Annotated in this window: 15 protein-coding genes and 1 pseudogene; 9 read left to right on the top strand and 7 right to left on the bottom strand. The window is 73.2% G+C overall.

Going from position 1 to position 21173, the window contains the following annotated elements:
- Positions 1–170: 170 nt before the first annotated feature.
- A complete protein-coding gene (locus tag ACFV7Q_RS08750) occupies positions 171–1277 on the top strand; it encodes a DUF916 domain-containing protein (RefSeq protein WP_385425431.1) in 1107 nt (368 codons plus the stop codon).
- Positions 1278–1459: 182 nt separating this feature from the next.
- Here the strand turns inward: ACFV7Q_RS08750 and ACFV7Q_RS08755 are convergent, their stop codons facing one another.
- From ACFV7Q_RS08755 to iolC, 4 genes are read right to left on the bottom strand one after another with little or no spacing between them, the layout of a single operon-like run.
- A complete protein-coding gene (locus ACFV7Q_RS08755; RefSeq protein ID WP_385425434.1) occupies positions 1460–2959 on the bottom strand; it encodes a CoA-acylating methylmalonate-semialdehyde dehydrogenase in 1500 nt (499 codons plus the stop codon).
- A gap of 13 nt (positions 2960–2972) precedes the next feature.
- Entirely contained in the window at positions 2973–4841 is a 1869-nt protein-coding gene (iolD, locus tag ACFV7Q_RS08760; protein WP_385425437.1) for a 3D-(3,5/4)-trihydroxycyclohexane-1,2-dione acylhydrolase (decyclizing), read from the bottom strand.
- The gene (gene iolB, locus ACFV7Q_RS08765; RefSeq protein ID WP_385425440.1) at positions 4838–5824 is read right to left on the bottom strand and encodes a 5-deoxy-glucuronate isomerase; all 987 of its coding nucleotides are present in this window, start codon (positions 5822–5824) and stop codon (positions 4838–4840) included. Before iolB ends, iolD begins: the two co-directional genes overlap by 4 nt.
- Entirely contained in the window at positions 5821–6768 is a 948-nt protein-coding gene (gene iolC, locus ACFV7Q_RS08770; protein ID WP_385425443.1) for a 5-dehydro-2-deoxygluconokinase, read from the bottom strand. Before iolC ends, iolB begins: the two co-directional genes overlap by 4 nt.
- A gap of 42 nt (positions 6769–6810) precedes the next feature.
- On the opposite strand from iolC, the gene ACFV7Q_RS08775 reads away from it, so the two are divergent.
- The 5 genes from ACFV7Q_RS08775 to ACFV7Q_RS08795 all read left to right on the top strand — a co-directional run bounded on the left by ACFV7Q_RS08775 (position 6811) and on the right by ACFV7Q_RS08795 (position 12189).
- Positions 6811–7725: a sugar phosphate isomerase/epimerase family protein gene (locus tag ACFV7Q_RS08775; RefSeq protein WP_385425446.1), complete on the top strand. Its 915-nt coding sequence runs from the start codon at positions 6811–6813 to the stop codon at positions 7723–7725.
- A 69-nt stretch (positions 7726–7794) separates the two neighbouring features.
- On the top strand, positions 7795–8805 hold the full coding sequence (locus tag ACFV7Q_RS08780; protein WP_385425449.1) for a Gfo/Idh/MocA family protein: 1011 nt from the start codon (positions 7795–7797) through the stop codon (positions 8803–8805).
- Positions 8806–9093: 288 nt separating this feature from the next.
- Positions 9094–9291, top strand: coding sequence for a helix-turn-helix transcriptional regulator (locus ACFV7Q_RS08785; RefSeq protein WP_385425452.1), 198 nt, complete (start codon positions 9094–9096; stop codon positions 9289–9291).
- Positions 9292–9459: 168 nt separating this feature from the next.
- Positions 9460–9693, top strand: a complete 234-nt coding sequence (locus tag ACFV7Q_RS08790; protein ID WP_385425639.1) for a heavy-metal-associated domain-containing protein — start codon at positions 9460–9462, stop codon at positions 9691–9693.
- A 132-nt stretch (positions 9694–9825) separates the two neighbouring features.
- Positions 9826–12189, top strand: a complete 2364-nt coding sequence (locus tag ACFV7Q_RS08795; RefSeq protein WP_385425641.1) for a heavy metal translocating P-type ATPase — start codon at positions 9826–9828, stop codon at positions 12187–12189.
- A gap of 480 nt (positions 12190–12669) precedes the next feature.
- Here ACFV7Q_RS08795 and ACFV7Q_RS08800 read toward each other — a convergent pair whose 3' ends face one another.
- Both ACFV7Q_RS08800 and ACFV7Q_RS08805 read right to left on the bottom strand, forming a co-directional pair.
- Positions 12670–13959, bottom strand: a complete 1290-nt coding sequence (locus tag ACFV7Q_RS08800) for a citrate synthase (RefSeq protein ID WP_385425455.1) — start codon at positions 13957–13959, stop codon at positions 12670–12672.
- A gap of 166 nt (positions 13960–14125) precedes the next feature.
- Complete coding sequence (locus ACFV7Q_RS08805; protein ID WP_385425458.1) at positions 14126–16369, bottom strand: ATP-dependent RecD-like DNA helicase; 2244 nt, start codon at positions 16367–16369, stop codon at positions 14126–14128.
- A gap of 371 nt (positions 16370–16740) precedes the next feature.
- Here ACFV7Q_RS08805 and ACFV7Q_RS08810 point away from each other — a divergent pair.
- Positions 16741–17238 (top strand): annotated as a pseudogene (locus tag ACFV7Q_RS08810) (GNAT family N-acetyltransferase); the annotation flags it as partial.
- On the opposite strand, the gene ACFV7Q_RS08815 reads toward ACFV7Q_RS08810, so the two are convergent.
- Positions 17189–18205 (bottom strand): EamA family transporter, encoded by a 1017-nt coding sequence (locus tag ACFV7Q_RS08815; protein WP_385425461.1) that lies wholly within the window; start codon positions 18203–18205, stop codon positions 17189–17191. The pseudogene ACFV7Q_RS08810 and the gene ACFV7Q_RS08815 sit on opposite strands and share 50 nt — an antisense overlap.
- Positions 18206–18287: 82 nt before the next feature.
- Here ACFV7Q_RS08815 and ACFV7Q_RS08820 point away from each other — a divergent pair, with 82 nt between their 5' ends.
- Entirely contained in the window at positions 18288–19247 is a 960-nt protein-coding gene (locus tag ACFV7Q_RS08820; RefSeq protein ID WP_385425464.1) for a LysR substrate-binding domain-containing protein, read from the top strand.
- A 10-nt stretch (positions 19248–19257) separates the two neighbouring features.
- A complete protein-coding gene (locus tag ACFV7Q_RS08825; protein WP_385425467.1) occupies positions 19258–21144 on the top strand; it encodes a glycoside hydrolase family 3 protein in 1887 nt (628 codons plus the stop codon).
- The last annotated feature ends 29 nt before the right edge of the window (positions 21145–21173 follow it).

Here is a 21173-nt window from a genome sequence, read left to right on the forward strand (position 1 = left end):
CCTTCTCCTACTTACTCTTTTGGTTTTGGAGTGCGGTGTAGGTGTTTTGGTTATCTGGCCCTGCCGGGGGGTCTTGGGGCCCCGGGCCGCTCCACCACCTCCTCGCGTCCCGTATCCGACGCCGACGCCCCACGCCGCCCACTCCGACGCCCACGCCGACGGGAGAGCCCATGCGCCGCCGCACCCGCACGACCCCGCCCTGCCCGCCCGGCCCGCGGCGCCCGCCCGGCCCGCCCGGCCCGCCCCGTCCGCTCCTCGGTCTGCTGGTCCTGCTCGCGGCGTTGCTCCTGCCCGCCGCCCGGTCCCACCCGGCCGTCGCCGCGGACAACGGCACCTGGGGGGTGTTCCCGACTCCGCCGGCCGGCGCAGCGGTGACCGGCCGCGCCTACTTCTTCCACCAGGGGGCGGCGGGCACCACGGTCAGCGACAGCGTGACGGTCGTGAACTCCTCCGACCGGGAGCGGACGTTCCGGGTCTTCGGCACCGACGCCGTGAACACCCCGGTCGGCGGGGCCTTCGCCCTGCTGCCGGTGGACCGCACACCGCAGGACGTCGGCGCGTGGGTGGCGCTGGAGCCGCAGGCCGCGACCACCGTGACCGTGCCGGCACGGGGCCGGCTGGACATCCCGTTCACCGTGCGGGTGCCGCAGGACGCGGCCCCGGGTGACCACGTCGGCGGGATCGTCGCCCTCGGCACCGAGGTGGAGGGCATCCAGCAGGACGGCAAGGTCCAGGTCGGGGTGCAGCGTCAGGTCGGCGCCCGGCTGTACTTCCGCGTGCCGGGGCCGCTGGCGCCCGGGCTGAGCGTGGAGGACGTACGGGTGAGGCGGTCCGCGCCGCTGCTGCCGTGGGTGCAGGAGGCCCGCGCCACGGTCTCGTACGCCCTGGTCAACCGCGGCAACGTGGTGATCGAACCGCGGGTGGCGGTCAGGGCCGAGGGGTTGTTCGGCCGCACGCTACTGGACCGGCCGGCCCGCGAACAGCGGCTGGTGCTGCTGCCCGGGCAGCGGATCGAGCTGACGGAGCCCTGGCCGGACGCGCCGCAGTCGGACCGGGTCACCGTACGGGTCTCCGCAGGGGCAGCGGCCAACCCGGACCTGGCCGCGGAGTCCGTCGTACGGTTCACCGCCGTACCGTGGCCGGCGCTCGCCGCCCTGCTGCTCCTCGCGGCAGCGGCCGCCACCGCCCGCACCCTCCGCCGCCGCAGCAGCAGCACGCCCGCCCCGGACGTCGACCCCGCCCCGGTCCCCGCCCCGGGCCCGGCCCCGACCCGCTGACCGGCGAGACCGGCGAGACCGGCGAGTGATCGCAAGAGCGGAAGCGGTACTGGGGGTCGCCGGGCCGCCCGGCGGCCGGCAAGCGCTGGAACGGCCGAGACCCCCGGCCGTGTGGGCGGTCGGGGGTCTCGACGGGGGAGGTCCGTCAGCGGGCGGGTGTCAGGGGCCGGCCCGCCGGGCGGTCAGTGGTTGCGGGGGAAGCCGAGGTCCACGCCGACCGGGGCCTCCGACGGGTCGGGCCAGCGGGTCGTGACGACCTTGCCCCGGGTGTAGAAGTGGATGCCGTCGTTGCCGTAGATGTGGTGGTCGCCGAAGAGGGAGTCCTTCCAGCCGCCGAAGGAGTGGTAGCCCACCGGCACCGGGATCGGCACGTTCACGCCGACCATGCCCGCCTGGATCTCCAGCTGGAAGCGGCGGGCGGCGCCGCCGTCCCGGGTGAAGATCGCGGTGCCGTTGCCGAACGGGGAGGCGTTGATGAGGGCCACGCCCTCCTCGTAGGTCTCGGTGCGCAGCACGCACAGGACCGGGCCGAAGATCTCGTCGCGGTAGGCGTCGGAGTCGGTGCGGACGTGGTCGAGGAGGGACAGGCCGATCCAGTGGCCGTTCTCGTAGCCGTCGACCGTGTACCCGGTGCCGTCGAGGACGACCTCGGCGCCCTGGTCGGCGGCGCCCTTGACGTACGAGGCGACCTTGTCGCGGTGGGCGGCCGTGATGAGCGGGCCCATCTCGGACGTGGGGTCGTCGCCCGGGCCGATCTTGATCTTCTCGGCGCGCTCGCGGATCTTCTCCACGAGGGTGTCGCCGATGGAGCCGACGGCCACGACCGCGGAGATCGCCATGCAGCGCTCGCCGGCCGATCCGTAGGCCGCCGATACCGCCGCGTCGGCGGCGGCGTCGAGGTCGGCGTCCGGCAGCACCAGCATGTGGTTCTTGGCGCCGCCCAGGGCTTGGACGCGCTTGCCGTTGGCTGCCGCGGTGGTGTGGATGTAGCGGGCGATGGGGGTGGAGCCGACGAAGGAGACGGCCGCCACGTCCGGGTGCTCCAGCAGGGCGTCGACGGCGACCTTGTCACCGTGCACCACGTTCAGCACGCCGTCCGGCAGGCCGGCCTCCTTGGCCAGCTCGGCCAGCTTGTTCGCGGCGGACGGGTCCTTCTCGCTCGGCTTGAGGACGAAGGTGTTGCCGCAGGCGACGGCCAGCGGGAACATCCACATCGGCACCATCGCCGGGAAGTTGAACGGGGTGATGCCCGCGACCACGCCGAGCGGCTGGCGGATGGCGGCGACGTCGACGCGGTTCGACACGGACGTCGACAGCTCGCCCTTGAGCTGCGTGGTGATCCCGCAGGCCAGCTCGACGATCTCCAGGCCGCGCGCGACCTCGCCGAGGGCGTCCGAGTGGACCTTGCCGTGCTCGGCGGTGATCAGCTCGGCGATCTCGTCGCGGTGGGCGTCGAGCAGCGCCCGGTAGGCGAACAGTACCTTGGTGCGGGCGGCCAGCGAGGACTGGCCCCACGTCTGGAAGGCCTCCTTGGCGGTCTGCACGGCTGCGTCGACCTCGGCCGTGGAGGCGAGGGCGACCTGGGTGGTGACCTCGCCGGTGGCGGGGTCGGTGACCGGGCCGTAGTTCCCTGACGCGCCCTCGACGGTCTTGCCACCGATCCAGTGGTTGACGGTCCTCATTGCCTTTGCTCCTTCACAGATGGCGACGTCGCTGAGCGGCTTGCCGGTCGTACTCCTCGCGTGCCCGGACCGCTGCCGCACGGGTCGCGGTCTCGGCCACAGGAACATCCCACCACGCCTGTGCGGGGGGCGGGCCCGACACAGTGTCTGGTGTTCGGGTCTGTGCGTAGACACATGTGGGACGGTCGGCCTCCCGCGCTTCGGCGAGGGCTTTGCGCAGGTCACCGACGGTGTGGGTGCGGATCACGGCCATGCCGAGGGAGGCGGCGTTGGCGGCGAGGTCCACCGGCAGGGGCGGTCCTGTGTACGAGCCGTCGCCCGCCCGGAAGCGGTACGCGGTCCCGAACCCCTCGCCGCCCACGGCGTCGGAGAGGCCGCCGATGGAGGCGTAGCCGTGGTTGTCGAGGATCACCACCTTGATCGGGACGCCCTCCTGCACCGCGGTGACGATCTCGGTGGGGTTCATCAGGTACGAGCCGTCTCCGACGAGCGCCCACACCGGCCGGCCGGGGTCGGCGAGGGCGACGCCGAGGGCGGCCGGGATCTCGTAGCCCATGCAGGAGTAGCCGTACTCGACGTGGTACTGGTGCGGGGAGCGGGCCCGCCAGAGCTTGTGCAGGTCGCCGGGGAGCGACCCGGCCGCGTTGATGACCACGTCGGTGTCGTCGACCACTGCGTCGAGGGCGCCGAGGACCTGGGCCTGGGTGGGGCGGGCCGTGTCGTCGGGGCTGTGGAAGGCCTGGTCGACCAGGGCCTCCCAGTAGGTCTTGGCCTTGCGGTACGTCTGCTCGTAGACGGGGTCCACGCGGTGGCCGGCCAGTTCGGCGCGCAGGGCGTCCAGGCTCTCGCGGGCGTCGCCGACCAGGGGCAGGGCGGCCTGTTTGTGGGCGTCGTACGGGTCGAGGTTGAGGCCGAGGAAGCGGACCCCGGGGTCCTGGAAGAGGGTGGAAGAGGCGGTGGTGAAGTCGGTCAGCCGGGTGCCGGCGGCGATGACGAGGTCGGCGGCGCGGGCCAGGTCGTCGGCGGTGGCGGTACCGGTGTGGCCGACGGCTCCCACCTCGGCGGGGTGGTCGTGGCGCAGCGCGCCCTTGCCTGCCTGGGTGGCGGCGACGGGGATGCCGGTGGCCCCGGCGAAGTCCCGCAGGGCGTCCTCGGCAGCGCTGTGGTGGATGCCGCCGCCGGCGATCAGCAGGGGGCGGCGGGCGGCGCGGACCGCTTCTGCGGCGGCCCGCAGCTCGGCGGTTCCGGGCCGGGGCCGGCGTACGGTCCACACGCGCTCGGCGAAGAACTCCTCGGGCCAGTCGTGGGCCTCCGTCTGGACGTCCTGCGGCAGGGCCAGGGTCACCGCCCCGGTCTGCACGGGGTCGGCGAGGACCCGCATGGCCTGGAGTGCGGCCGGGACGAGGGCCTCGGGGCGGCTGATCCGGTCGAAGTGGCGGGAGACGGGCCGCAGGGTGTCGTTGACGGACACGTCGCCGGCGTAGGGCACCTCCAGCTGCTGCAGTACGGGGTCGGCGGGCCGGGTGGCGAAGGTGTCGCCGGGCAAGAGGAGGACGGGGATCCGGTTGATGGTGGCGAGGGCCGCGCCGGTGACCAGGTTGGTCGCGCCCGGCCCGATGGAGGTGGTGACGGCGTGCGCGGAGAGCCGGCCGCTCTGGCGGGCGTAGCCGACGGCGGCGTGCACCATGGCCTGCTCGTTGCGCCCCTGGAAGAAGGGCATGTCGGGCCGGCCGGTCTCCAGGAGGGCCTGTCCGATGCCGGCGACGTTCCCGTGTCCGAAGATCCCCCAGGTGGCGGCGACCAGGCGTCGGCGGCGGCCGTCGCGCTCGGTGTACTGGCGGGTGAGGAAGCGGACGAGGGCCTGGGCGACGGTGAGCCTCATCGGGTCTGGTCCTCCGCTCGGTAGAAGGGCAGTCGGGGATCCACGTCCTGGTCGGGCCAGGTGTCGCGGATCCAGGCGTGGTCGGGGTGGTCGCGGATCAGCCACTCCCGCGCCCTGTCCGGCCCCGCCATCACGTTGAGGTAGTACATGTCGTGTCCGGGGGCGGCGATGGACGGCCCGTGCCAGCCGTCGGGGATGAGGACCGCGTCGCCGGTCCGCACCTCGGCGAGGATGTCGGTCTTCCCCGCCGGGGAGGGGCTGACACGTTGGTATCCGAGGCCGGGCGTGTCCCCGTGCGGGGCGATCTCGTAGTAGTAGACCTCTTCCAGGCGGGACTCCCGGCCGGGGTCGTGCTCGTCGTGCTTGTGCGGCGGGTACGAGGACCAGTTCCCGCCGGGGGTGAGCACCTCCACCGCGATGAGCCGGTCACAGACGAAGGCGTCGGCGGCGGCGAAGTTGTTGACCTGGCGGGAGCAGCGGCCCGCGCCGCGCAGTTCGACGGGAACGTCGGCGGCCGGACCGTACCGGGCGGGCAGCACCCGCTCGCAGACGGCGCCGGCCAGGGCGAACCGGCCTCCCTGCGGAGCGGTGACGGTGCTGCGGCTGCCGCGCGGCAGGTACGCGAAGTCGCTGACGGAGTCGAAGACGGAGGCACGGCCGCGCAGTTCGAACGCGATGCTGCCGTCCTCGGCTGCGAGGGGGCCCGGCCGCGGCACCGACTCCGGCTCCCGCTCCCGCTCCGGCTCCCGCTCCGGCTCCGGATCCGGCTCCCGCTTCGACTCCGGCTCGCGGCCCTCGGACGAGGCGGCGGCCCGGGACGGGGGCGCGGCCGGGGACGCACAGCGGACCGCCGCCGGGCCGCCCGCGAGCGGCAGGACGATCCACTCGCACTCCCCCGCCTCGTGCTCGTACGTCCCGCCGGGGTCGAGGGTCAGGATGCGCAGCCGGGCGTGCGGCAGCGCGTGGTCGGTCAAGGCCGTCACCCGAGCACCTCCTCGATCTCGGCGGGGAACGGCATCGCCGACGAGCAGGCCAGCCGGGAGGCGACGATGGCTCCGGCCGCGTTCGCGTACCGGAGCACCCGGGGCAGGTCCCAGCCCTCCAGCAGGCCGTGGCACAGCGCGCCGCCGAAGGCGTCGCCGGCGCCCAGCCCGTTGACCACCTCCACCTCCAGGGGGGCCACCTCGGCCACCGTCCCGTCGCGGTGGACGGCGAGGACGCCGTCGGGGCCCCGCTTGACCACGGCCAGCTCGACCCCGGCCGCCAGCAGCGCCCGTGCCGCCGCGTGCGGATCGGACTCGCCGGTCGCGACCTCGCACTCCTGTGTGTTGCCGACGGCCACCGTGGCCATGGCCAGGGCCTGCGCGTAGGACTTCGCCGGGTCCTCCTCCCACAGCATCGGCCGCCAGTCCAGGTCGAAGACGGTGGTCCCGGCCTTGGCCCGCGCTTCGAGTGCGGCCAGCGTGGCGGCCCGGCTCGGCTGTGCGCTCAGGCCCGTCCCCGTCATCCAGAACACCCGTGCCGCCCGCAGTGCGGCCGGGTCCAGCTCGTCGGGCCCGATCTCCAGGTCCGGCGCCTTCGGTAGGCGGTAGAAGTACAGGGGGAAGCGGTCGGGCGGGAACACCTCGCAAAACGTCAGCGGGGTGGGGTAGGCGGCCACTTCGGCCACCCAGCGGTCGTCGACCCCGAACTGCCGCAGCTCTGCCCGCAGGTACGCGCCGAACGGGTCCGCGCCGGTCCTGCTGATCAGCGCTGTGCGTCGGCCCAACCGGGCCGCGGCGACGGCCACGTTGGCGGCGGATCCGCCGAGGAACTTTCCGAAGGTGTCCGCCTCCGCGAGCGGTACGCCCGTTCTGAGCGGGTAGAGATCCACCCCGATCCGCCCCATGGTGATGAGGTCGAAAACGACATCCTCCGCTGTGGTCACAGCCTGGTCCTCCCGCTCGTCCCGCACCCTAAGGTGGCCGTCATGACGTCCTCCCCGCCCGCGTTGACCCGTATCCGCATCGGTTCGGCTCCGGATTCGTGGGGTGTCTGGTTTCCCGACGATCCGCAGCAGACCCCGTGGGACCGCTTCCTCGACGAGGTGTCCGCGGCCGGGTACGAGTGGATCGAGCTCGGCCCGTACGGCTACCTCCCCACCGATCCCGCCCGTCTCGCCGACGAAACGGGCAGGCGGGGCCTGCGCGTCAGCGCGGGCACCGTCTTCACCGGACTCCATCACGGGCCCGCCGTCTGGGAGCAGACCTGGGAGCACGTGTCGCGGATCGCGGCGCTGACCGCGGCCATGGGTGCGGAGCACCTGGTCGTCATCCCCTCCTTCTGGCGGGACGACAAGACCGGCAAGGAGCTGGAGGACCCCGTGCTCAGCGCCGCGCAATGGCGCGAACTGACCACGCAGACCGAGCGCCTGGGCCGGGAGGTGCGGGAGCGCCACGGGTTGCGCATCGTGGTCCACCCGCATGCCGACACGCACCTCGACACCCCCGGGAACGTGGCCCGCTTCCTGGACGCCACCGACCCGGACCTGGTCTCCCTCTGTCTGGACACCGGGCACTACGCGTACTGCGGCGGCGACAGCGTGCGGGCGATCGAGGCGTTCGGCGAGCGGATCGGCTACCTGCACCTGAAGCAGGTCGACCCGCGGATCCTCGCCGAAGTCGTCGCGGAGCAGCTGCCGTTCGGCCCGGCCGTGGCCCGGGGCGTGATGTGCGAGCCGCCGGCCGGTGTGCCCGCCCTGGAGCCCGTGCTCGCCGCCGCCCAGCGGCTCGGTGTGGACCTCTTCGCCATCGTGGAACAGGACATGTACCCCTGCCCGCCCGACCGGCCGCTGCCGATCGCCCGCCGCACCCGCGCCTACCTCCGCTCCTGCGGCGCCCGTTGACCACCGGACCACTGGCTGCCGCACCCCCGACCGCCTGACCGCTGACCGCCCGCCTGAAGGGAAAACGACATGAGCACGCTCGGCATCGCCGTCATCGGGACCGGGAAGATGGGCGCCGACCACGTCCGCCGGATCGGGCGGACGGTCGGCGGGGCCCGGGTGACGGCCGTGGCCGACCCGGACGGGGACCGGGCCAAGGAGGCCGCCGCCGGCCTGGAAGGGGTGACCGTCCACACGGACGCAGCGGCCGCGATCTCCGCGCCGGGGGTGCAGGCCGTCCTGATCGCCTCTCCCGGGGAGGCGCACGAGGAGGCCATCGGGCTCGCCCTGGAGCGGGGGCTGCCGGTGCTGTGCGAGAAACCGATGACCCCGGACGCGGCGGGGGCGCTGCGCGTGCTGGAGGCCGAGCAGCGGCTGGGCCGGCGCCTGGTCCAGGTGGGGTTCATGCGGCGGCACGACGCGGAGTACGAGGAGCTCAAGGGGCTGCTGGACGCGGGCGGGATCGGTCGGCCGCTGTTCCTGCACTGCCGGCACCGCAACGCGGTCTCCCTGCCCTTCTTCACCAGTGACAGCCTGATCAACGACTCGCTGGTGCACGAGGTCGATGCGACCCGCTGGCTGCTGGGGCAGGAGATCACCGCGGTGTCGGTGTTCTCCCCGCCCCCGACCTCGGCGGCCCCGGAGGACCTGCACGATCCCCGCTTCGTCCTGATGGAGATGGCCGGCGGGGCCATCGTCGACGTGGAGGTCTTCGTCAACTGCGGCTTCGGCTACGAGGTCCGGTGCGAGGCGGTGGGCGAGGCGGGCAGCGCCTCCATCGGCGAGCCCCGGGCGATGACCGTCAGGCGGGCGGGGACCCGCTCCGGAGCGATCCCGCAGGACTTCACCGTGCGCTTCGCCGACGCCTACGACCGTCAGCTGCGGCGTTGGGTGGCCGCGGCCGCGCGGGGCGGGGTCGCCGGACCCGATGCGTGGGACGGCTACGCGGCGGCGGCCGTCTGCGAGGCCGGGGTCGCGGCCACGCGCAGTGGTGTCCGGACCCCGGTGGAGCTGGTGGAGCGGCCGGCCCTGTACCGCTGACCGGCGGCCCGCCCCCGCGTACCGGCCTCCGACCGATCCTTCCGGGCTCCACCGCCCCCGGGCTCCGCCCCGGGGTGCCCCCGGGCGTACCTCCTGTCCCCTGAGTCCCCCACGACTCACGCATGTCCGGATCCCGCGGATTTTCCGTCACAGGCATTCGACAACCCCTCCCCCGTCGTCCCGCTCCGTCGTTCCCCGGGCACAACCCGAGTGATCGTCTGTGTCCACGCGCCGGCTCCCCCGACGGCCTCCCGGCCGGCCCGGCACGTGGACGAGGAGGTGTCGTCGATGAGCGACGGACAGCTGTGGTCGTACAAGGAGATCGCCGCCCACATCCGCGTCCAGCCGGATTCGGTCCGCTCGTACCGCAAGCACGGACTGCTGCCCCCGCCCGACCACGTCGAGGCCGGCAAGCCCTACTGGTACGCCGACACGATCCGGGCGTGGGTGGCCCGCCGCCCCGGCAATCGGCGCCGCGACACCTGACCCGGGCGCCGGCGGCCCGGTGGCGTCGGCCTGGAAAACGCCGACGCCTCTCGCATTTATACCCCCAGGGGGTATAGTCTCTATGTGTCGGGAGGACGGTGGAGTGACGGCCTCCGCACCACCACCCCTTCCGGCCGCACCGGACGCACCTTCGAAGAGGAGAACGACATGACCGCCGAGACGGACACCCGGACCACCACCGTCTACCGGGTGACGGGCATGACCTGCGGGCACTGCGAGGGCGCGGTGACCACCGAGCTCTCCGCCCTGCCGGGCGTCACCTCGGTCAAGGCCGTCGCCGCGACCGGCGAGGTCACCGTGGTCTCCGCCGCGCCGCTCGCCGACGAGGACGTCCGCGCCGCCGTGGACGAGGCGGGTTACGAGCTCGCCGGCCGCGCCTGAGCAGCCCCACGCCAGCACAGCACCGCCAGAACTCCAGAACCTCCAGCACCTCCGCAGCACCCGACCGGGCCGTACCTCCAGCTCATACTGGATCCGTACGGCCCGGATCCCCCTTGGAGCCGGATCATGAGCATGAGCACGAGTACGAGCGGCAAGAGCAGCAGTACGGTGCACGACGGACCCATAGCGGCGGCGCCCGCCGACACCACCCGGGTCGAACTGACGATCGGCGGGATGACCTGCGCCTCCTGCGCGGCCCGCATCGAGAAGAAGCTCAACCGGATGGACGGCGTCAGCGCCACGGTGAACTACGCCACCGAGAAGGCCCACGTCGCCTACGCCTCCGGCACCACGGTGGCCGACCTGATCGCGACCGTCGTCAAGACCGGGTACACCGCGGAGGAGCCCCCGCCGCCCCAGCCCGAGCCCGAGTCCGAGCCCGAAGCGGAAGCCGAGGCCCGGGCCGGGGTCGGGGCCGGAGCGCCGAAGCGGGCGGCGGCGGACCCCGAGACCGCCGCCCTGCGCCAGCGACTGCTGGTCTCCGCCGCGCTCGCGCTGCCCGTCGTCCTGCTCGCCATGGTCCCGGCCCTCCAGTTCGACAACTGGCAGTGGCTCTCGCTCACCCTCGCCGCGCCCGTGGTCGTCTGGGGTGCCCTGCCCTTCCACCGGGCCGCCTGGACCAACGCCCGCCACGGCGCCGCCACCATGGACACCCTCGTCTCCGTGGGCACCCTCGCCGCCTTCGCCTGGTCCCTGTGGGCCCTGTTCTTCGGCCACGCCGGAATGCCGGGCATGCGCCACGGCTTCGACTTCACGATCTCCCGCACCGACGGCTCCTCCACCATCTACCTGGAGGTCGCCGCCGGCGTCGTCAGCTTCATCCTGCTCGGCCGCTACCTGGAGGCCCGCTCGAAGCGGAAGGCGGGCGCCGCCCTGAAGGCCCTGATGGAGCTCGGGGCGAAGGACGTCGCCGTGCTGCGCGACGGCCGGGAGGTACGGATCCCGGTGAGCGCCCTCGCGGTCGGCGACCGGTTCGTCGTCCGCCCCGGCGAGAAGATCGCCACCGACGGCACCGTCGTCGAGGGCAGCTCCGCCGTGGACGCCTCCATGCTGACCGGCGAGTCGGTCCCGGTCGAGACCGGGGTCGGCGACTCCGTCACCGGCGCCACCGTGAACGCCTCCGGCCGCCTCGTCGTCGAGGCCACCCGGATCGGCGCCGACACCCAGCTGGCCCGCATGGCCAAGCTCGTCGAAGAGGCGCAGAACGGCAAGGCCGAGGTGCAGCGCCTGGCCGACCGGATCTCCGGGATCTTCGTCCCCGTCGTCCTGCTCCTGGCCCTCGGCACCTGGGTCGCCTGGCTGCTCACCACCGGCAACCCCACCGCCGCCTTCACCGCCGCCGTGGCCGTACTGATCATCGCCTGCCCCTGCGCCCTGGGCCTCGCCACCCCGACCGCGCTGATGGTCGGCACCGGGCGCGGCGCCCAGCTGGGCATCCTGATCAAGGGGCCCGAGGTGCTGGAGTCCACCCGCCGGGTCGACACCGTCGTCCTCGACAAGACCGGAACCGTCACGACGGGCCGGATGGCCCTGGCCGGCGTGCACGCCGCCGAGGGCACGGACGAGGCGGAGTTGCTGCGGCTGGCCGGCTCCCTGGAGCACGCCTCCGAGCACCCGATCGCCCGGGCCGTCGCCGCCGGTGCGGCCGCGGGGGTACCGCCGCACGGAGTCGGGGGGGCCGGCGCCCTGCCGGTACCCGAGTCATTCGAGAACCTCGCCGGACTCGGCGTCCAGGGCGTCGTGGAGGGCCGCGCGGTCCTGGTGGGCCGCCCCCGGCTGCTCGCCGACCGGTCGATTCCGCTTCCGAACGACCTCGCCCGGGCCAAGGCGGCCGCCGAGGCCGCGGGCAGCACCGCCGTCCTGGTGGCCTGGGACGGCGCGGCGCGCGGGGTCCTGACGGTGGCCGACGCGGTCAAGGAGACCAGCGCGGAGGCGGTCTCCCGGCTGCGGGCCCTCGGCCTCACCCCGGTCCTACTGACCGGCGACAACCGGGCCGTGGCCGAGACGGTGGCCCGCGAGGTGGGCATCGACGAGGTGATCGCCGAGGTGCTCCCGCAGGACAAGGCCGATGTCGTACGGCGGCTGCAGGCCGAGGGGCGTACGGTCGCCATGGTCGGCGACGGCGTCAACGACGCGGCAGCGCTCGCCCAGGCAGACCTGGGCCTGGCCATGGGCACCGGTACGGACGCCGCGATCGAGGCGAGCGACCTGACCCTGGTGCGCGGGGACCTGCGGGTGGCGGCGGACGCGATCCGGCTCTCCCGCCGGACCCTCGCCACCATCAAGGGCAACCTGTTCTGGGCCTTCGGTTACAACGTGGCGGCGCTGCCGCTGGCCGCGGCCGGCCTGCTCAACCCGATGATCGCAGGGGCTGCGATGGCGTTCTCCTCGGTTTTCGTGGTGACGAACAGCCTGCGTCTGCGATCCTTCCGCTGAGACGCCCCTCCTCATTCTGTGCACACTTCCTTCACAGGAGACGCAGATCACAGAATGACAACGTAACCATTGGGCCCCGCAGTGGGTCTAATGGGGCGATGCCGGAACGTCTTGGGGGACGTTCGCCGGGGGTCTTGGGGGACGTCCGTGGCATCGGCCGGCCGGGACGCGTGCTCAACGGGGTGCTTTGAGCGGCCCTCCCGACCCGTACGGGTCCCGGCAGACACCCGACCGGAGCGCACCCGGCCTGCGCTCCTCGCCGACACCCGGCTCGGATCCCGTGGGGGGAATCCGGTGCCGGGGAAAGGGAAAGCGCCCCGTCCGTCGACCCGTGGGGGGATCGACGGCGGGGCGCTTTTCGCTGTTCGGGCCGGAAACCGGATGCGCGGCCCGCCCGCCGTACCGGGCCGGCCGCGTACGGCCGGCCCGTCGGATCGGGGCCGCTCGGACCGGGGCCGACCGGGGCCGGGGCCGCTGGGGTCAGCGGGCCTCGACCGGCACGAAGTCGCGCTCGACGACACCGGTGTAGATCTGGCGCGGGCGACCGATGCGGGAACCCGGCTCCTTGATCATCTCGTGCCACTGGGCGATCCAGCCGGGCAGGCGACCGAGCGCGAAGAGCACGGTGAACATCTCGGTCGGGAAGCCCATCGCGCGGTAGATCAGACCCGTGTAGAAGTCCACGTTCGGGTACAGGTTGCGCTGGACGAAGTAGTCGTCGGAGAGCGCGTGCTCTTCGAGCTTCAGGGCGATGTCGAGCAGCTCGTCGGACTTGCCGAGGGCCGAGAGGACATCGTGCGCCGCAGCCTTGATGATCTTCGCGCGGGGGTCGAAGCTCTTGTAAACGCGGTGGCCGAAGCCCATCAGGCGGACGCCGTCCTCCTTGTTCTTCACCTTGTTGATGAAGGAGTCGACGTCGCCGCCGTTGCGCTGGATGCCCTCCAGCATCTCCAGCACGGACTGGTTGGCGCCACCGTGCAGCGGGCCCCACAGGGCCGAGATGCCGGCGGAGATCGAGGCGAACATGTTCGCCTGCGAGGAGCCGACCAGGCGGACCGTGGAGGTGGAGCAGTTCTGCTCGTGGTCCGCGTGCAGGATCAGCAGCTTGTCGAGCGCGGAGACCACGACGGGGTCGAGCTCGTACTCCTGGGCCGGCACGGAGAAGGTCATGCGCAGGAAGTTCTCGACGTAGCCGAGGTCGTTGCGCGGGTAGACGACCGGGTGGCCGACCGACTTCTTGTAGGCGTAGGCCGCGATCGTCGGCAGCTTGGCCAGCAGGCGGATCGTCGAGAGGTGGCGCTGCTTCTCGTCGAACGGGTTGTGGCTGTCCTGGTAGAACGTCGACAGCGCGCTGACCACGGAGGACAGCATGGCCATCGGGTGCGCGTCGCGCGGGAAGCCGTCGTAGAAGCGCTTGACGTCCTCGTGCAGCAGGGTGTGCTGGGTGATCTCGTTGCGGAACGACGCGAGCTGGTCGACGGTCGGCAGCTCACCGTTGATCAGCAGGTAGGCGACCTCGATGAAGGTCGAGCGCTCCGCCAGCTGCTCGATCGGGTAGCCGCGGTAACGCAGGATGCCCTGCTCACCGTCGAGGTAGGTGATCGCGGACTTGTAGGCGGCGGTGTTGCCGTAGCCGCTGTCCAAGGTGACGAGCCCGGTCTGGGCCCTCAGCTTCGAGATGTCGAAGCCCTGGTCACCGACGGTGCTCTCGACCACCGGGTAGGTGTATTCACCGTCCGCGTACCGGAGTACTACAGAGTTGTCGCTCACGTCATCCCTCACCGACGTAGTGCCTCTTCTTCGAGGTGCCCTGACTTCCTCTACCTTCCCCCATCTGGCGCAGGAGAGTGCACTCGGGGTCGGCGTAAGGCATTTTGGCGGCACTGAGTGCCGTCAACCTGCTTATCCTGCCCCCTCCGCGCCGAATGCGGAAACCCTAGGCCGTGTTTCCCACCGGTATGCGGCCGGACAGCCTAGGGGCGACCGCCGTGAACCTCCTGCCTGCAGAAACCGTACGCACCGCCTGGGCCAGGGCTTTCCGGGACCCGACCAGGACGACCAGCTTCTTCGCCCTCGTCACCGCCGTGTAGAGCAGGTTGCGCTGGAGCATCATCCAAGCCCCGGTGGTGACGGGGATCACGACCGCCGGGTACTCGCTCCCCTGGGACCGGTGGATGGTGACCGCGTACGCGTGCGCCAGCTCGTCCAGCTCGGAGAACTCGTACCCGACCTCCTCATCTTCCTCCGTCCGCACCGTCAGGCGCTGCTCGACGAGGTCAAGGGCGGTGACCACGCCGACCGTGCCGTTGAAGACGCCGTTCGCGCCCTTCTCGTAGTTGTTCCGGATCTGGGTGACCTTGTCGCCGACCCGAAAGACCCGACCGCCGAACCGCTTCTCCGGCAGGTCCGGCCGGGCCGGGGTGATGGCCTGCTGGAGCAGGCCGTTGAGGGTCCCCGCCCCGGCGGGGCCCCGGTGCATGGGCGCGAGGACCTGCACGTCGCGGCGCGGGTCGAGGCCGAACCGGGCCGGTACGCGGCGGGCGGCCACGTCCACGGCGAGCCGGCCGGCCTCCTCGCCGTCCTCCTCGGCGAAGAGGAAGAAGTCCGGCAGCCCGTCGGTGAGGGGCGGTAGGCCGGTGTTGATCCGGTGGGCGTTGGTGACCACGCCCGACTGCTGGGCCTGCCGGAAGATCCTGGTCAGGCGGACCGCGGGCACCGGGCTGCCGTCCGCCAGCAGGTCGCGCAGCACCTCCCCGGCGCCGACCGAGGGCAGCTGGTCCACGTCCCCGACCAGCAGCAGGTGCGCTCCCGGCGCCACCGCCTTGACCAGCTTGTTCGCCAACAGCAGGTCCAGCATCGACGCCTCGTCGACCACGACCAGGTCCGCGTCGAGCGGCCGGTCCCGGTCGTACGCGGCGTCCCCGCCCGGCTTGAGCTCCAGCAGCCGGTGCACGGTGGAGGCGTCGGCCCCGGTCAGCTCCGAGAGCCGCTTCGCGGCGCGGCCGGTGGGCGCGGCGAGCACGACCTTGGCCTTCTTGGCCCGGGCCAGCTCCACGATCGAGCGCACGGTGAAGGACTTGCCGCAGCCCGGCCCGCCGGTGAGGACGGCGACCTTGCGGGTGAGCGCCAGCTTGACGGCCTCGCGCTGCTCGGGCGCCAGATCGGCCCCGGTGCGCCCGGCCAGCCAACCCAGGGCCTTGTCCCAGTCCACCTCCCGGAAGGACTCCATCCGGTCGTCCTCGGCGTTCAGCAGCCGCCGCAGCTGGCCCACCAGGGACAGCTCGGCCCGGTGGAAGGGAACCAGGAAGACGGCGGTGAGGTCCGGCCCGCCCTCCGGGTCGGGCACCGATTCCCGGACGACGCCCTCCGGGTCGGCGGCGAGTTCGGCGAGGCACTCGATGACCAGCCCGGTGTCGACCTGGAGCATCTTGACCCCGTCGGCGATCAGCCGCTCCTCGGGGAGGAAGCAGTGGCCCTGGTCGGTGGACTGGGACAGGGCGTACTGGAGCCCGGCCTTGACCCGGTCCGGGCTGTCGTGCGGGATGCCGACGGCCTGCGCGATGCGGTCCGCGGTCAGGAAGCCGATGCCCCACACGTCGGCGGCGAGGCGGTAGGGCTGGTTCTTCACCACCGAGATGGAGGCGTCGGCGTACTTCTTGTAGATGCGCACCGCGATGGAGGTGGACACGCCCACGCCCTGGAGGAAGACCATGACCTCCTTGATGGCCTTCTGCTCCTCCCAGGCGGCCCCGATCATCCTGGTCCGCTTGGGGCCGAGGCCGGGTACCTCGACGAGCCGCTTCGGCTCGCTCTCGATGACGTCGAGGGTGTCGGTGCCGAAGTGCTCCACGATCCGGTCGGCGATCCTCGGGCCGATGCCCTTGATCAGGCCGGAGCCGAGGTAGCGGCGTATGCCCTGGATGGTGGCGGGGAGCACGGTGCGGTAGTTCTCCACGGTGAACTGCCTGCCGTACTGGGGGTGGGAGCCCCAGCGGCCCTCCATGCGCAGCGACTCGCCGGGCTGGGCCCCGAGCAGCGAGCCCACGACCGTCAGCAGGTCGCCGCTGCCCCGGCCCGTGTCGACCCGGGCGACCGTGTAGCCGTTCTCCTCGTTGGCGTAGGTGATGCGCTCCAGCACCCCCTCGACCACCGCCAGTTGCACCGCCCCGTTGGTTGTCATGGCACGAAGTTACCGTCCGCCTCGGACAGCCCGGCAGACCTGTGGACGACCGCCCCGCCCCGGCCGCGGCAACGGGCCGCGGACGGCCGCGACACCAGAAGGGGGCCCGGCCTCCCCGGCCGGACCCCCTCACGGTTACCCCTCCCTCGCCGGACTTCCCGATCCCCCCAGATCCCTCCCCGGAAGTGCCGACGCACCGTACGACCCACCTGTGCGCCCGGGGGTTGCACCCCGAATTCGGAACTTTACGTTTCCATTACCTCGGGCCGGTCCCGGGCGCCTCCGCAAGGCCCGTGGGCCGCCGCGAACCAGGAGTTCCGCCCACGCCCCCGCACGCTACCCTCGGCGCCATGGACACCTCCGGCGGACAGGTACGGCTGCGGGATCCGGAACCCGGCGAGCTGGGCTGGATCGTGCAGCGGCACGGCGCGCTCTACGCCGCCGAATACGGCTGGAACACGGACTTCGAGGCACTGGTGGCCCGTATCGTCGCGGACTTCGCGGAGGACCACGACCCGCAAGCGGAGCGTGTCTGGATCGCCGAGCTCGACGGCCGTCCGGTCGGCTCGGTGATGTGCGTCCGCGAGGACGGACCGCCCGGCACGGCCCGGCTGCGCCTGTTGCTGGTGGAGCCCGAGGGCCGCGGGCACGGCATCGGGGCCCTGCTGGTCGACACGGTCGTGGAATTCGCCCGGTCGGCCGGCTACCGCGAGCTCGTGCTGTGGACCAACGACGTGCTGACCTCGGCCCGCGCCCTCTACCAGCGCGCCGGTTTCACCCTGGTCGCCGAGCGGCCGCACCGCTCGTACGGGGTCGCCCTCACGGGCCAGGACTGGCGGCTGCCCCTGCAGGAGGATTCCCCGCGCTGACGGACGACGGCGACGGGAACGACGACGGCGACGGGGACGGGGACGGGGACGGCACCTGCTCCGCCGCCCCGGCGTGCCCTCCCGAACGGCCCGGCCCCGCCCCGGTCCGCGGCCGGGCCGGGGCCAGTGAGGTCAGCGCGACCCCGCCCACCAGCAGCACCGCCGCCACCCAGCGCGGCCCCGACACGCCCTCGTCCAGCACCAGCGCCGCCGAGGACATCCCGAACACCGGCACGAGCAGCGAGAACGGCGCGACGGCCGAGGCCGGGTAGCGCCGCAGCAGGTACCCCCAGGCGCCGAAGCCGAACACGGTCGAGATCCAGGCGACGTACGCGATGACGCCCACCCCGGACCAGTCCAGGGCCCGTAGCGCGGCCAGGTCCCGCTCGGGCCCCTCCAGCAGCAGCGACAGCACGAGCAGCGGCAGCACGGGCACGGTGCACACCCAGACCATGAAGTTCAGCGCGTCGGGTGGGGCCGCCTTGCGGGTGAGCACGTTGGACACGCCCCAGCAGGCGGCGGCCGCGACGACCAGTGTGAAGCCGAGCACCGGCCCGGAGGCGCCCCCGTCCGCGGCGGCCACGGCGATCCCGGCGAGCGCGACGGCCATGCCGGCCAGCCGGACCGGGCCGGGCCGCTCCCGCAGCACGGCGGCGGCGAGGACGGCGGTGAAGACGGCCTGGACCTGGAGGACGAGGGAGGACAGCCCGGCCGGCATCCCGGCGGCCATCCCCGTGAACAGCAGGCCGAACTTGGCGATGCCGAGGGCGGCGCCGACGCCGAGGACCCACTTCCAGGCGACCTTGGGCGGTCCGACGAAGAAGACCGCGGGCAGTGCGGCGGCGAGGAAGCGCAGGGCGGACAGCAGCAGCGGCGGGAAGTGGCCGAGCCCGATCTGGATGACGACGAAGTTGACGCCCCAGACGGCGGCGACGAGTACGGCGAGGGCCGTGTGAACGGGACGCATGCACCGAGCATCCGCGCCGCCATGATGTAGCACCAGCGCGGATCTCTTCCGTAATGGATGAAGCAGTGCTTACGGTTGGAGCATGCTCGACCTGTCCCGGCTGCGCGCCCTGCACGCCGTCTCCGTCCACGGCTCCGTCGCGGGCGCGGCGGCCGCCCTCGGGTACACCCCCTCGGCCGTCTCCCAGCAGATCGCCAAGCTGGAACGGGAGACCCGCACCACGCTGCTGGAGCGGCGCGGGCGCGGGGTCGCGCTGACCGAGGAGGCCTGGCACTTGGCCCGTACCGCCCGCGAGCTGCTGGCGATCGTGGAGCGGGCCGAGACCACCCTGGAGGAGCGCCGCGGGCAGCCGAGCGGGCTGCTGACCGTGGCCGCCTTCGCCTCGGCCGCGCGGGGCCTGCTACCCAGTGTGCTGGCGGACCTGGCGCGCCGTCATCCCGCTCTGGACGTACGCCTCACGGAGGTCGACCCCCATCTGTCGGTGGACCTGGTCGCCCGGGGGGTGAGCGACCTGGCGGTGGCCCACGACTGGGACATCGCCCCGCTGCCCGCCCCCGAGGGCGTCGAGCAGGCCGTGATCGGGGATGACCTGTGCGACCTGGTGGTACCCGAGGGGCACCCGTTCACCACACGGGCCGTCATCCGCAGGTCGGACCTCGGCGACCAGCGGTGGGTGTGCCAGCCGCCCGGCCGGGTCTGCCACGACTGGCTGGTACGGACGCTGCGCACGGCCGGCTTCGAGCCGGACATCGCCCATGTGGCCGAGGAGAACCACACGATCGTCGCCCTGGTCGCTGCCGGGCTCGGGGTGGCCGTCGTCCCCCGGCTGGGCACCGGCGCACTGCCGACCGGCGCGGTGGCCGTGCCGCTCGAACCGGGCCCCGTACGCAGGCTGTACGCCCTCTGGCGGACCGGAGCGGCCCGCCGGCCGGCGATCACGGAGGCCGTACGCACCTTGCAGGAGCATTGGGCGGCGGGAGCCGCAGCCCGTCCGGGGGACCCCGGACGTGTCGACGGCGGCGGGAGCGCGGCCCCGCAGTAAGGTCCGGCGCGTGCCGAACCACGCCTCCCGCCGGTCCCTGCTCGCCGCGGCCGCCGTGGCCGCCGCCGCAGCCACCGGGGCGGTCTCCTACGCCCTGGGCAACTCCTCCGGGGCCCCCACCCCCTCCGGTCCCTCGGGTCCCTCCGGCGGCTCCAGGGGCTCCGGGGCCGCCCGCCACGGCGACGCGCGCCCCGGCGACCGGGCTCCCGGCCCGGCTCCCGACCGGGCCGAACTGCGCCGCGTGGTGGCCGGAATGAGCCTGACCGAGCAGGTCGGGCAGCTCTTCGTGTCCCGGGCGTACGGGCGTTCCGCGACGGAACCCGACCCGGCCGACGCGGAGAAGAACCTGTCCCACTTCGGGGTGCGGACCGCCGCCGAGCTGATCTCCCGCTACCACCTCGGCGGGGTCGTCCTGTTCTCCTGGGCCGGCAACACCCGCGACCCGCAGCAGATCGCCGACCTGTCGGCCGGTCTCCAGCAGGCGGCGGCGGTCACGGGTGCGGGGATCCCGCTGATGCTCTCCATCGACCAGGAGCACGGCGCCGTGGCCCGGGTCGGCAAGCCCGCGACCCTGCTGCCCGGGGCGATGGCCCTGGGCGCGCACGGCGGCAAGGCGTCGGCCACCGCCGAGGCCCGGCGGGCGGCGCGCATCGCGGGCACCGAGCTGGCCGCGATGGGCATCCGGCAGGACTACGCGCCGGTGGCCGACGTGAACGTGAACCCGGCCAACCCGGTGATCGGCGTCCGGTCCTTCGGGTCCGACCCGAAGGCGGTGGCCGCCCTGGTCGCCGCCCAGGTGCGCGGCTACCAGGGCGCCGGGGTGGCCGCGACGGCCAAGCACTTCCCCGGCCACGGGGACACCGAGACCGACAGCCACGTCGGGCTGCCGGTGATGCGGCACAGCCGGGCCCGGTGGGAGGAGTTGGACGAGCCGCCGTTCCGGGCAGCGGTGGAGGCGGGCGTGGACGCCGTGATGACGGCGCACATCGTCTTCCCCGCGCTCGATCCCTCGGGGGACCCGGCGACCCTCTCGCGGCCGATCGTCACGGGCATCCTGCGCGAACGCCTCGGCTTCCGCGGGGTGGTGGTCACCGACGCCCTCGACATGGCCGGCGTCCGCCAGAAGTACGGGGACGACCGGGTGCCGGTGCTGGCCCTCAAGGCCGGCTGCGACCAGCTGCTGAACCCGCCGGACCTGGGACTCGCGTTCCGCAGCGTGGTCGCCGCGGTGGAGGCGGGCGAGCTGACGCAGACCCGGATCGCCGAGTCGGTACTGCGGATCCTGGAGCTCAAGGCGCGCCGGGGCCTGTTCGACCGGCCGCAGACCACTGCGGGCCGGGTGGACGGGGCGGTGGGCACGACGGCCCACCTGGCCGCCGCTGACGAGATCGCGGCGGGTACGACGACCCTGCTGGCCAATCCCGTGAAGCTGTTGCCGCTGGACCCGTCGGCCGCGCCCGCGCTGCTGGTCACCGGTACCGACCCGGCCTCCCCCAGCGGTACGACGGGTCCCCCGACCGTGGTCCTGGCCCGGGAGTTGACCGCCCTGGGCTGCCGGGCGACGGCGGTGCCGCCGGGCAAGGCGGTGGCCGCGGCTGCGGGCCGTGCGGCGGTGCTCGTGTGCACGTACAACGTGCCGGAGGGGGACGGTCCGCAGCAGAAGCTGGTGGCGGACCTGGTGGCGACCGGGGTGCCGGTGGTCGTCGTGGCGATCCGGAACCCCTACGACCCGGCCCGGCTACCGGGGTGCGCGGCCGAGCTAGCCACCTACACCTGGACGGACGTGGAGATGCGGGCGGCTGCCCGGGTGATCACCGGTGCGACCCGGCCGGCGGGCCGGCTGCCGGTCCCGGTGCCGGGCCGCTACCCGCTGGGCCACGGGCTGGCGTACGACTGACCCCGTACGCCGGCCCGCGGCCCGCGGCC

The organism is Streptomyces sp. NPDC059851, assembly GCF_042732005.1.
Taxonomy (GTDB): Bacteria; Actinomycetota; Actinomycetes; order Streptomycetales; family Streptomycetaceae; genus Streptomyces.